Raw genomic sequence first — 12,575 nt, forward strand, 5'->3', positions numbered from 1 at the left:
CACCTTTCGCTTATATACTCCTGACTCTGCTCACAGCAACCAGACGGATTTCATGTATCAGCCTGTCACTCTCTTCATAGGTCTACGCTATATGCGTGGACGCGCGGCGGACCGCTTTGGCCGCTTTGTCTCCTGGCTGTCAACCATTGGCATCACCCTGGGCGTTATGGCGCTGGTGACGGTGTTATCGGTGATGAACGGCTTCGAGCGCGAACTACAAAACAACATCCTCGGGCTGATGCCCCAGGCTACCCTGACGACCCAAAAAGGCTCGCTCAACCCGCAACAGCTTCCGGCCAGCAGCGTCAAACTGCAGGGCGTGTCGCGCATTGCCCCGCTGACCACCGGCGATGTGGTGCTGCAAAGCGCGCGCAGCGTCGCGGTTGGCGTGATACTCGGTATCGATCCGGCGCAAAAAGATCCGCTGACGCCGTTTCTGGTAAACGTGCAGCAAAACCAGCTGCAGGCGGGTAAATACAACATCATTCTCGGCGAGCAGTTGGCCAGCCAGTTGGGCGTTACCCGCGGTGACCAAATCCGCGTGATGGTCCCCTCTGCCAGCCAGTTCACCCCAATGGGACGCCTGCCGAGCCAGCGCCTCTTCACGGTGGCGGGCACGTTCGCTGCTAACAGCGAAGTGGACGAGTACCAGATGCTGGTCAATATCGACGACGCCTCGCGCCTGATGCGCTACCCGGCGGGCAATATCACCGGCTGGCGTTTATGGCTCAATGAGCCGCTGAAAGTGGATGTGCTCAGCCAGCAAACGCTGCCGGAAGGCACCCAGTGGCACGACTGGCGGGATCGTAAAGGCGAGCTCTTCCAGGCCGTGCGCATGGAGAAAAATATGATGGGGCTGCTGCTGAGCCTGATCGTCGCCGTTGCCGCCTTTAACATCATCACTTCGCTTGGCCTGATGGTGATGGAGAAGCAGGGCGAGGTTGCCATTCTGCAAACCCAGGGCTTAACGCCGCGCCAGATTATGGCGGTGTTTATGGTGCAGGGCGCCAGCGCCGGGATTATCGGTGCGCTGCTTGGTGCCGGACTGGGGGCGCTTTTGGCCAGCCAGTTAAATAATTTAATGCCGATTATCGGCGCGCTGCTCGACGGCGCGGCGCTACCGGTGGCGATCGATCCGCTGCAGGTGGTTGGCATTGCGCTGGTGGCGATGGCCATTGCGCTACTTTCGACGCTTTACCCTTCCTGGCGCGCTGCCGCCACTCAACCCGCTGAGGCTTTACGTTATGAATAAGATCCTGTTGCAATGCGACAACCTGTGCAAACGCTATCAGGAAGGCAGCGTGCAGACCGATGTGCTGCACAATGTCAGCTTCAGCATGGCGGAAGGGGAGCTGATGGCGATTGTCGGCAGCTCCGGCTCCGGGAAAAGTACGCTCCTGCACCTGCTCGGCGGGCTGGATACGCCGACTTCCGGCGACGTCATCTTTGGCGACCGCCCGATGAGCAAACTCTCCTCCACGGCGAAGGCCGAGCTGCGTAACCGCGAGCTGGGCTTTATCTACCAGTTCCACCACCTGCTGCCGGACTTTACCGCGCTGGAAAACGTGGCGATGCCGCTGCTGATTGGCAAGAAAAAACCGGCTGAGATCGACACCCGCGCCCGCGAGATGCTGCGTGCCGTTGGCCTTGAGCACCGCGCCAGCCACCGTCCGTCTGAACTCTCCGGCGGTGAGCGTCAGCGCGTCGCCATTGCCCGCGCGCTGGTTAACAACCCGCGTCTGGTGCTGGCGGATGAACCGACCGGCAACCTCGATGCCCGCAATGCTGACAGCATCTTTGAACTGCTCGGTGAGCTGAACCGCGCCCAGGGCACCGCCTTCCTGGTGGTAACCCACGATCTGCAACTGGCGAAGCGCATGAACCGCCAGCTGGAGATGCGTGATGGCCATCTGAAAACTGACCTGACCCTGATGGGGGCTGAGTAATGGCATCCCCGCTGTCATTATTAATCGGCCTGCGCTTTAGCCGCGGCCGCCGTCGCAGCGGCATGGTGTCGCTGATCTCGGTTATCTCCACCGTCGGCATTGCGCTCGGTGTGGCCGTGCTGATTGTTGGCCTGAGCGCAATGAACGGCTTTGAACGTGAGCTGAACAACCGCATTCTGGCGGTGGTGCCGCATGGCGAAATCGAGCCGGTGAATCAGCCGTGGAACGGCTGGGAAACGGTGCTCGGCAAAGTGCAAAAAGTGCCGGGCATCGCTGCTGCCGCGCCCTATATCAACTTTACCGGGCTGGTGGAGAGCGGGGCCAACCTGCGCGCCATTCAGGTTAAAGGTGTCGATCCGGCGCAGGAGATGCAGCTCAGCGCGCTGCCGAAGTTTGTGCAGGGCGATGCGTGGAAAAGCTTTAGCGCCGGCTCCCAGCAGATCATCCTCGGCAAAGGGGTGGCAGACGCCCTGAAAGTGAAGCAGGGCGACTGGGTCTCGATCATGATCCCCAACTCTGACGATGCGCATAAATTGTTGCAGCCGAAACGCGTGCGCCTGCATGTCACCGGTATTCTGCAACTGAGCGGCCAGCTCGATCACAACTACGCGATGATCCCGCTGGCAGATGCGCAGAACTATCTCGATATGGGCAGTAGCGTCACCGGCATCGCCATTAAAGTGAACGACGTGTTTAACGCCCAAAAGCTGGTGCGCGACGCGGGCGAAGTGACCAACAGCTATGTCTATATCAAAAGCTGGATCGGCAAATATGGCTACATGTACCGCGATATTCAAATGATCCGCGCGATTATGTATCTGGCGATGGTGCTGGTGATTGGCGTCGCCTGCTTCAACATCGTCTCGACGCTGGTAATGGCGGTGAAAGATAAGAGCGGTGATATCGCCGTGCTGCGTACGCTGGGCGCGAAAGATGGCTTGATCCGGGCGATTTTCGTCTGGTACGGTCTGCTGGCGGGGCTGTTTGGCAGCCTCTGCGGTGCGGTGATTGGCGTCATTGTTTCGTTACAGCTGACGCCGATTATTAACGGTATTGAGAAGCTTATCGGCCATCAGTTCCTGTCGGGGGATATCTACTTTATCGACTTCCTGCCGTCGGAACTCCATCCACTGGATGTGGTGTACGTGCTGGTAACGGCGTTGCTGTTGAGCCTGCTGGCGAGCTGGTATCCGGCGCGCCGGGCAAGCAACATCGATCCGGCAAGGGTGCTGAGCGGGCAGTAATCCCGCGGGTCACGGCGCCACAACGAAGGAGTGGCAATGCACTACGGGTTTGATATTGGCGGCAGTAAAATCGCGCTCGGCCTCTTTGACGCCGGGCGGCGGTTACAGTGGGAAACGCGTATTGCCACGCCCCACGAAAGTTACGACGCCTTTCTGCAGGCTATCGCCACGCTGGTGGCGGAAGCCGATCGCCGCAGCGGCGTAAAGGGCAGCGTCGGCATTGGCATTCCGGGGATCCCGGAAACCGCCGATGGCACGCTCTATGCCGCCAATCTGCCCGCCGCCAGCGGGCAGGCGCTGCGCCGCGATCTCAATCATCTGCTCGATCGCGACGTGCGTATCGATAACGATGCCAACTGTTTTACCCTTTCTGAGGCCTGGGATGAGGAGTTCCGCCGCTATCCGCTGGTGATGGGGCTGATCCTTGGCACCGGCGTCGGCGGCGGGCTGGTATTTAACGGTAAAGCGATCCCCGGGCGGCGCTTTATCACCGGCGAATTTGGCCATATTCGCCTGCCCGTCGATGCACTCTCCCTGATGGGCTTTGATTTTCCCCTTTTGCGCTGCAGCTGCGGCAACATCGGCTGTATTGAGAACTATCTCTCCGGTCGCGGTTTTGCGTGGCTCTACCAACACTTCTATCATCAGACTCTGACAGCGCCGGAAATTATCGCGCGCTGGGAGCAGGGCGAGGCAAACGCGCGGGCGCACGTTGAGCGCTACGTCGACTTGCTGGCGGTGTGCCTTGGCAATATTTTGACGATTATCGACCCGGATCTGATCGTGATTGGCGGCGGATTATCCAACTTCAGCGCGCTGACCCGGCTGCTGCCGGATCGCATCGCGCCGCATCTGTTACCGGCCGGCGACGTTCCCCGTATCGAACGCGCGCGCCACGGCGACGCGGGCGGTATGCGCGGCGCGGCCTTCCTTCACCTTGCAGACCACCCCTGAGAGGATGCCCATGCAATCGCGACGTTCACATCGTCTCAGCCGTTTTCGCCGCAACAAGCGTCGCCTGCGCGAGCGCTTACGCCAGCGAATTTTTTTCCGCGACATAATGGTGCATGACGTAATGGAAAAACCGAGAGTTGTTGTGTTAACCGGGGCGGGGATCTCCGCTGAATCCGGTATCCGAACCTTCCGCGCTGCGGATGGCCTGTGGGAAGAGCATCATGTGGAAGATGTGGCGACGCCGGAAGGTTTCGCCCGCAATCCGCAGCTGGTGCAGCGCTTCTATAACGATCGCCGCCGCCAGCTACAGCAGCCGGAGATCGCGCCAAACGCTGCGCATCTGGCGCTGGCGAAGCTGGAAGAGGCGCTGGGCGATCGCTTTTTGCTGATCACGCAGAATATCGACAACCTGCATGAGCGCGCCGGGAATCAGCACATTATCCATATGCATGGCGAGCTGCTGAAGGTGCGCTGTTCGCAGAGCGGGCAGGTGCTGGAGTGGACCGGCGATGTCACCCAAGAGGATAAGTGCCACTGCTGCCAGTTCCCCGCGCCGCTGCGCCCGCACGTGGTGTGGTTTGGCGAAATGCCGCTCGGCATGGATGAGATCTACAGCGCGCTGGCGATGGCGGATCTCTTCATCGCCATTGGTACCTCCGGGCATGTCTATCCCGCCGCCGGATTTGTCCATGAGGCGAAGCTGCACGGCGCACATACCGTTGAACTCAACCTCGAACCGAGCCAGGTCGGCAGCGAGTTTGAAGAGAAGCAGTATGGGCTGGCAAGCGAGGTTGTTCCGGCATTCGTCGACAAGCTGCTGAAAGGGTTATAAGCGCCTCGCCCGGTCGCGCAAGGTTGACCGGGCGGCTATGTTGTAATAATGTAAAAATTCTTATGAATTCGCTCGTTACGGAGCAAATGTCCCAATCTACGCTACGCTTTGCCAATACGACACCGCAGAGATTAGCGCCCAGGCTGCGCGGAGTTTTTTACGCACTCCGACGAGCGCAGCAGGCTAACCGCTGCCCTCATGCTCTGACTTATTTACCCGGCCATCGCTTCAAGGATAACGAGGGACAGCCACGATGAATCTCAACCACGACGCCCAATTGCAGACCTTACGCGACGCGCTGCAACAACGCCTCGATCACCTGTTACCCGCCGGTGCGCAGCAGGATCAGATCTACAGCGCGATGCGCGAAGGTACCCTGGTGGCGGGCAAGCGTGTTCGCCCGCTGTTACTGATGCTGGCCGCGCACGATCTTGGCTGCGATGTTGACCAGCGTGGGCTGCTCGATCTCGCCTGTGCCGTCGAAATGGTGCACGCCGCCTCGCTGATGCTGGACGATATCCCCTGCATGGATAACGCCGCGCTGCGCCGTGGACGCCCGACCATTCATCGCCAGTATGGTGAAAACGTCGCCATTCTGGCCGCCGTTGCGCTGCTGAGCCGCGCCTTTGGCGTGGTGGCAGAGGCGCAGGGCTTATCTGCCGCCTGCAAAGCGGCATCGGTCGCGGAACTCTCCACTGCCGTGGGGCTTCAGGGCCTGGTGCAGGGGCAGTTTCTCGATCTGCATGAGGGCGACAAGGCGCGCAGCCCGGAAGCTATCCAGCTGACCAATGAGTTGAAAACCAGCCGCTTGTTTGATGCCACGCTACAAATGGCAGCCATTGCGGCCGAGGCTTCGCCGCAGGTACGTGAGCGGCTGCGCTGTTTTGCCCTCGATCTCGGCCAGGCCTTCCAGCTGATGGACGATCTCACCGACGGGCTGAACGGCACCGGGAAAGATCTCAATAAAGATGATGGTAAATCGACGCTAGTGGCGATGCTGGGCGCGGAGGTGGTGCATCAGCGCCTGAGCGACCATCTGCGTAGCGCCGATGAACACCTTGCCAACGCCTGCCCGCGCGGCGTCTCTACGCGCCGCTTTATGCGCGCCTGGTTCGATAAACAGATGACGCTGTTTGGCGAGAGCCGGGCGACGACGCTGCCGGGGTGCTAGCGAATGAAGGATCTGGCGAAACGTAAAAACGATCACCTCGATATCGTCCTTAACAGCCCACACAGCGCCATGAAACGCACCACCGGCTTTGAGCAGTGGCGCTTTGAACACTGCGCGATGCCGGAGCTGCATCTGGATGAGATCGATCTCGGCTGCAGGCTGTTTGGCAAAACCCTGCGCGCGCCGCTGTTGATCAGCTCCATGACCGGCGGCGCCAGCCGTGCGGCGATGATTAACCGCCATCTGGCGCAGGCCGCGCAGCAGCTTGGTCTGGCGATGGGGGTTGGCTCACAGCGCGTGGCGCTGGAGAGCAGAGAGAACTCGGGTTTAACCCGTGAACTGCGCCAGCTGGCGCCGGATATCGCGCTGCTCTCGAACCTTGGCGCGGCGCAGATTGCCGGGCCTGACGGCGTGGATTATGCCCGTCGCGCGGTGGAGATGATTGAAGCCGACGCGCTGATTATTCACCTCAATCCACTGCAGGAAGCGCTGCAAAGCGGTGGCGATCGCGACTGGCGCGGCGTGCTGGCGGCGATTGAGAAAACCGTGGCGGCACTGCCCGTTCCGGTGGTGGTGAAAGAGGTGGGTGCCGGATTATCCGTCAACGTTGCGCGCCAGTTGCGCGACGCCGGTGTGGCGATGCTTGATGTCGCCGGGGCAGGTGGCACCAGCTGGGCGGCGGTGGAGGGCGAGCGCGCCGCGCAGGCTCATCATCGGGCCGTGGCAATGGCCTTTGCCAACTGGGGCATTCCGACCGCGCAGGCGCTGACCGACCTGCAACAGGCGATGCCGGAGATGCCGCTTATCGCCTCCGGCGGTATTGCTAACGGTATAGACGCGGCGAAAGCGCTGCGGCTGGGTGCGTCGCTGGTGGGCCAGGCTGCGGCCGTGCTCGGCAGCGCCACCGTCTCATGTGAAACCGTCGCCGCCCACTTCCAGGTGGTAATCGATCAACTTCGTGTCGCCTGTTTCTGCACCGGCAGCGCTAACCTGGAGGCGCTACGCCAGGCGACGCTGGTGCGTGAAGCATGAGTCACTATGCTGTGATTTCGCCGCCGCTCTACAGTCATATGCGCGCGCTGGAAGCGCTGGCGCAGGCGCTTATCGCGCGCGGACACCGCATCACCTTTGTTAATCAGGCCGGGGCGCAGCAGTTATTGCAGGATCCGCGCATCGGCTTTTGCGCGGTTGGCGAAATGAGCCATCCGCCCGCCCGTCTGCAACGCACTTTACGCCTGATGGCCCATCCCGCAGGGCCGGGCATCATTCGCCTGATAAACGATCTGGCGAGCACCACCGATATGCTCTGTCACACGCTGCCTGCGGCGCTGACGCAGCTTGGCGTAGAAGGGGTGATTGTCGATCAGATGGAGCCTGCCGGTGGGCTGGCGGCAGAGTCGCTGGGCTTGCCGTTTGTCTCCGTCGCCTGCGCGCTGCCCGTTAACCGGGATGAAACTATTCCGCTGCCGGTGATGCCTTTTCGCTATGCGCCCGGCGAGCGGCGCAAAAAACTCTACCGCGCCAGCACCCAGGTTTATGACAAGGTAATGGCGCGCCAGAACGCGGTGATTGCCCGACATGCGCGCCGCTTTGGCATCCCTGAGCGTAACGCGATGCATGAGTGCCTCTCGCCGCTGGCGCAGATCAGCCAGACGCTGGCCTGCTTCGATTTCCCGCGCCAGCTTCCCGCCTGGTTCCACGCGGTCGGGCCGCTGCGCCAGCCGCAGGCGATCGCACCTGTTAGCCAATCTCACGCTGAACGCCCGCTGATTTTTGCCTCGCTCGGCACCTTGCAGGGGCACCGCTACCGGCTGTTTCGCACCATTGCCCGCGCCTGTCGGGGCATGAATGTGCGCTTACTGATTGCCCACTGCGGCGGGCTGAACGCGCGCCAGGTGGAAAAGCTGATCGCTCGCGGAGCGGAAGTAACCGACTTTGCTGACCAGACGGCGGTGATGCGTGACGCCGATGTGGTGGTCACCCACGGCGGCATGAATACGGTGATGGACGCCATCAATAGCACCACACCGATTCTGGTGATCCCGCTGGCCTTCGATCAGCCCGGTGTTGCGGCGCGGGTGGAGTACCACCAGATTGGTCGCCGGGTGTCACGCTTTGCCAGCAGTGCGCGGGTGGAGAAGAACCTGCGCGCGCTGCTGGCGGATAATCGTTACGCCGCAAGGCTTGCCGCGATGCAGCAACCGTTACAGGAGGCGGGCGGTGCGCCGCGCGCCGCGCAGATTGTTGAACTTGCGCTGACCAGCAGGCAGCCGGTCATGGCGGGTGCGCTATGAGCCCGCGCTGGGATCTGATCCTCGTCGGCGGCGGGCTGGCGAATGGCCTTATCGCCTGGCGCCTGCATCATGCCCGGCCCGATCTGCGCCTGCTGATGGTTGAAGCGGGCGCGCAGCCGGGCGGCAATCACACCTGGTCTTTCCATCAGGCGGATCTGACGGAGGCACAGCACCGCTGGATCGCCCCGTTGGTCAGCCACCGCTGGCCGGGGTACGAAGTGCGTTTCCCGGCGCGCCAGCGCACGCTGGAAGGCGGCTATCTCAGCATCAGCTCAGAGCACTTCGCACAGAAAATTACCCAAACTCTCGGCGCTGCGCTGCTAACCGACACGCCGGTGGCGAGCCTGACGCCGCAGAGCGTCATCCTTGAGAGCGGCGAAACGCTGCACGCCGGGGCGGTGATTGACGGGCGCGGCTACCTGCCGGATGCCCATCTGACGCCCGGCTTTCAATCTTTTCTCGGCCAGCACTGGCAGCTTGCCGAGCCGCATCAGCTTCAGCAGCCGATTTTGATGGATGCCACTGTCAGCCAGGCGGACGGGTACCGTTTTGTCTACACCTTGCCGCTCTCGGCGCGCGAGGTGCTGATCGAAGATACCCACTATATTGACCGGCCCACCCTCAGCGGCGATGAGGCGCGCCAGCATATTGCGGATTACGCGCGCCAGCAGGACTGGACGCTGACAACGCTGGTGCGTGAAGAGCAGGGCAACCTGCCGATCACGCTGGATGGCGATATCCGCGCCTTCTGGCAGTCGCGCGCGCCGCAGCCCTGTAGCGGCCTGCGCGCCGGGCTGTTTCACGCCACTACCGGTTACTCCCTGCCGCACGCGGTGGCGCTGGCGGATCTTATTGCTGAGCAGCCGGTGCCTGAGGGCGACAAATTCTTTACCCTGATCAAGCACTATGCTGAGCGCGTCTGGCGCCAGCAGCGCTTCTACCGCATGCTCAACCGCATGCTGTTTCTGGCGGGTGACGCCAGTGCGCGCTGGCAGGTGATGCAGCGTTTTTATGGCCTCAACCCGGCGCTCATCGCCCGGTTCTACGCCGACAGACTCACCTTTTTTGATAAAGCGCGGATCCTGACAGGAAAACCGCCGGTACCGGTGGGCGAAGCCATGCGCGCCGTACTTAAACACACACCTGAACTGCGAGCCTTCAATCATGAATAAAACCATCGTCATCGGGGCCGGATTCGGCGGGCTGGCGTTAGCCATTCGCCTGCAGGCGGCGGGCGTGCCGACCGTGCTGCTGGAGCAGCGCGACAAGCCGGGCGGCCGTGCCTATGTCTACCAGGATCAGGGCTTTACCTTTGACGCCGGGCCAACGGTGATTACCGATCCCAGCGCCATTGAAGAACTCTTTACCCTGGCGGGTAAAAAGATGGCGGATTACGTCGACCTGCTACCGGTGACGCCGTTCTATCGCCTCTGCTGGGAGCAGGGGAAGGTGTTTGATTACGATAACGATCAGGCGCGACTTGAAGCGCAGATCCGCCGCTTTAACGAGCGCGACGTCGAGGGCTACCGCCGTTTTCTCGACTACTCGAAAGCAGTGTTTAAAGAGGGTTACCTGAAGCTTGGCACCGTCCCGTTCCTCTCCTTCCGCGATATGCTGCGCGCTGGCCCGCAACTGATGCGTTTACAGGCGTGGCGCAGCGTCTACAGCATGGTATCCAAATTTATTGAAGATGAGCACCTGCGGCAGGCGTTCTCTTTCCACTCGCTGCTGGTGGGCGGTAACCCCTTTGCCACTTCGTCGATCTATACGCTGATCCACGCCCTGGAGCGGGAGTGGGGCGTCTGGTTTGCCCGCGGCGGCACCGGGGCGCTGGTGCAGGGAATGGTGAAGCTGTTTGAAGATCTCGGCGGCACGCTGGAGCTGAACGCCGAAGTAAGCAAGCTGGAGGCAGACGGGAAACGTATTACCGGCGTCGAGTTAAAAGATGGTCGCCGTATTGCGGCCGCCGCCGTCGCGTCGAATGCCGATGTGGTGCACACCTATGAGAAGCTGCTCGGCCACCATCCGACCGGGGTGAAACGCGCCGCCTCTCTGAAGCGTAAGCGCATGAGCAACTCGCTGTTTGTGCTCTATTTTGGTCTCAATCATCACCACGATCAGCTGGCGCACCACACCGTCTGCTTTGGGCCGCGCTATAAAGAGCTGATTGAGGAGATCTTCCACGGCGAAGCGCTGGCGGAGGATTTCTCACTCTATCTGCATGCGCCCTGTGTTACCGACCCCTCGCTGGCACCGCCCGGTTGCGGCAGCTACTACGTCCTTGCGCCGGTGCCGCACCTTGGCACGGCGAAGATCGACTGGGCTGTCGAAGGGCCGCGCCTGCGCGATCGCATCTTTGCCTATCTGGAGCAGCACTATATGCCCGGCCTGCGCGAGCAGCTGGTCACCGAGCGCATGTTTACCCCGGTCGATTTCCGCGACCAGCTTGGCGCGCACCTGGGCTCCGCCTTCTCTGTGGAGCCGATCCTGCGCCAGAGCGCCTGGTTCCGCCCGCATAACCGCGATAGCGAGATCGACAACCTCTATCTCGTCGGCGCAGGGACTCACCCTGGCGCGGGCATTCCTGGCGTGATCGGTTCGGCGAAAGCGACGGCGGGGCTGATGGTCGAGGCGCTTAGCGGATGAATGATGCGTTAATGAGCCATGCGACGGAGACGATAACCGTCGGCTCGAAAAGTTTTGCTACCGCTTCGAAGCTGTTTGATCCCGCCACACGGCGCAGCGCGCTGATGCTCTATGCCTGGTGCCGCTACTGCGATGATGTGATCGATGAGCAGGAGCTCGGCTTTCGCACTGAAGTGCCGCAGCAGGAGAGCGCGCTGGCGCGCCTTGAGATGCTGCGCGTTGAGACGCAGCGCGCCTTTGACGGCGAGGCGATGAGCGAACCGGCGTTTGCCGCTTTCCAGGAGGTGGTCACGCGCCATGGAATGCCCGCTCATCTCGCCTTTGCGCATCTCGAGGGCTTCGCGATGGACGTGCGCGAGACCCACTACCAGACCTTTGACGATACGCTGCGCTACTGTTATCACGTCGCGGGCGTGGTTGGCCTGATGATGGCGTGGATCATGGGCGTGCGCGATGAGGCGGTGCTCGATCGCGCCTGCGATTTAGGGCTGGCGTTTCAGTTAACCAATATTGCCCGCGACATTGTTGAAGATGCGGAAAATGGGCGCTGTTATCTGCCTGCGCAGTGGCTGGCGGAGGAGGGGATGACGGCCAGGGAGATTGCCGACCCGGCGAAACGGCAACATATCGCGCGGCTGGCACGCAGGCTTGTGATGGCCGCTGAACCCTATTACGCCTCGGCGAAAGCGGGACTGCGCCGTCTGCCGCTGCGCTCGGCGTGGGCGATTGCCGCCGCGCACGGCGTCTACCGGCAGATTGGTATTAAAGTGATGGCCGCCGGAGCGGCAGCGTGGGAACAGCGCCAGGGCACCAGCAAGCCCGAGAAGCTCGGTTTACTGGCGAAAGGCGCGGGAATGGCGCTTACTTCCCGTCTGTCGCGGCCTGCGCCGCGTCCTGCTCACCTGTGGCAGCGTCCTCACGCGCGCTGACCTTCTCCTCATGCTCCGCCCGTTTGCGCTGGCGCAGGGTCTGTTGCAGATCCTCAACCGGCGGGGCATAGAGAAAACCAAACGATACACAGTCGGCTTTGCCGCGCACCGCGTGGTGCAGCCGGTGAGCCATATAGAGGCGTTTCAGGTAGCCGCGGCGCGGCACGTAGCGAAACGGCCAGCGCTGATGCACCAGCCCGTCGTGCACCATAAAGTAGAGCGCGCCATACAGCGTCATGCCTGCGCCAATCCACTGTAACGGCCAGAAACCGGCGGTGCCGAGGGCGATCAGCACAATCGCCAGCAGAGCGAAGACCACGGCGTAGAGATCGTTGACTTCAAACGCGCCGGTGCGCGGTTCGTGGTGCGAGCGGTGCCAGCCCCATCCCCAGCCATGCATGACATATTTATGCGCAAGCGTGGCGATAATCTCCATCGCGGCAACAGTGGCAAGCGTGATCAGCGTGTTCCATAAGACGAGCATCGGTATCCCTTATTAACCGGACATCCATTGACTCTAGTGCAGTCGCGCGGATACACAACGACAGCGGCGGGTTTT

The 12,575-nt window shown here is 61.6% G+C and carries 12 protein-coding genes; 11 read left to right on the top strand and 1 reads right to left on the bottom strand.

Features of this window, described 5'->3' with window-relative positions; translation table 11 throughout:
- The first annotated feature begins 52 nt into the window (after positions 1 to 52).
- From lolC to crtB, 11 genes are all read left to right on the top strand, one after another.
- Positions 53 to 1,252 carry a lipoprotein-releasing ABC transporter permease subunit LolC gene (gene lolC, locus BWI95_RS14385; protein ID WP_076769693.1) on the top strand — a complete coding sequence of 400 codons (1,200 nt, stop codon included), beginning with the start codon at positions 53 to 55 and terminating at the stop codon, positions 1,250 to 1,252.
- Positions 1,245 to 1,946, top strand: a complete 702-nt coding sequence (gene lolD, locus BWI95_RS14390) for a lipoprotein-releasing ABC transporter ATP-binding protein LolD (RefSeq protein WP_023481855.1) — start codon at positions 1,245 to 1,247, stop codon at positions 1,944 to 1,946. The genes lolC and lolD overlap by 8 nt, the downstream gene beginning before the upstream one ends.
- On the top strand, positions 1,946 to 3,190 hold the full coding sequence (gene lolE, locus BWI95_RS14395; protein ID WP_076769694.1) for a lipoprotein-releasing ABC transporter permease subunit LolE: 1,245 nt from the start codon (positions 1,946 to 1,948) through the stop codon (positions 3,188 to 3,190). Before lolD ends, lolE begins: the two co-directional genes overlap by 1 nt.
- A gap of 36 nt (positions 3,191 to 3,226) precedes the next feature.
- Positions 3,227 to 4,144, top strand: coding sequence for an N-acetylglucosamine kinase (gene nagK, locus BWI95_RS14400; RefSeq protein ID WP_076769695.1), 918 nt, complete (start codon positions 3,227 to 3,229; stop codon positions 4,142 to 4,144).
- A gap of 10 nt (positions 4,145 to 4,154) precedes the next feature.
- The gene (gene cobB, locus BWI95_RS14405; protein WP_054803899.1) at positions 4,155 to 4,976 is read left to right on the top strand and encodes a Sir2 family NAD+-dependent deacetylase; all 822 of its coding nucleotides are present in this window, start codon (positions 4,155 to 4,157) and stop codon (positions 4,974 to 4,976) included.
- 253 nt (positions 4,977 to 5,229) lie between these two features.
- On the top strand, positions 5,230 to 6,147 hold the full coding sequence (locus BWI95_RS14410) for a polyprenyl synthetase family protein (protein ID WP_076769696.1): 918 nt from the start codon (positions 5,230 to 5,232) through the stop codon (positions 6,145 to 6,147).
- A gap of 3 nt (positions 6,148 to 6,150) precedes the next feature.
- A complete protein-coding gene (gene fni, locus BWI95_RS14415) occupies positions 6,151 to 7,179 on the top strand; it encodes a type 2 isopentenyl-diphosphate Delta-isomerase (protein WP_054803898.1) in 1,029 nt (342 codons plus the stop codon).
- Entirely contained in the window at positions 7,176 to 8,441 is a 1,266-nt protein-coding gene (locus BWI95_RS14420) for a glycosyltransferase (protein WP_076769697.1), read from the top strand. Before fni ends, BWI95_RS14420 begins: the two co-directional genes overlap by 4 nt.
- Entirely contained in the window at positions 8,438 to 9,613 is a 1,176-nt protein-coding gene (crtY, locus tag BWI95_RS14425) for a lycopene beta-cyclase CrtY (RefSeq protein ID WP_076769698.1), read from the top strand. Before BWI95_RS14420 ends, crtY begins: the two co-directional genes overlap by 4 nt.
- The gene (locus BWI95_RS14430) at positions 9,606 to 11,087 is read left to right on the top strand and encodes a phytoene desaturase (RefSeq protein WP_076769699.1); all 1,482 of its coding nucleotides are present in this window, start codon (positions 9,606 to 9,608) and stop codon (positions 11,085 to 11,087) included. Before crtY ends, BWI95_RS14430 begins: the two co-directional genes overlap by 8 nt.
- Entirely contained in the window at positions 11,084 to 12,016 is a 933-nt protein-coding gene (crtB, locus tag BWI95_RS14435; protein ID WP_076769700.1) for a 15-cis-phytoene synthase CrtB, read from the top strand. The genes BWI95_RS14430 and crtB overlap by 4 nt, the downstream gene beginning before the upstream one ends.
- Here the strand turns inward: crtB and BWI95_RS14440 are convergent.
- Positions 11,949 to 12,500, bottom strand: coding sequence for a sterol desaturase family protein (locus BWI95_RS14440; RefSeq protein WP_054803897.1), 552 nt, complete (start codon positions 12,498 to 12,500; stop codon positions 11,949 to 11,951). The genes crtB and BWI95_RS14440 overlap by 68 nt on opposite strands.
- Between the last annotated feature and the right edge of the window lie 75 nt (positions 12,501 to 12,575).

Source organism: Kosakonia cowanii JCM 10956 = DSM 18146, from assembly GCF_001975225.1.
GTDB lineage: Bacteria > Pseudomonadota > Gammaproteobacteria > Enterobacterales > Enterobacteriaceae > Kosakonia > Kosakonia cowanii.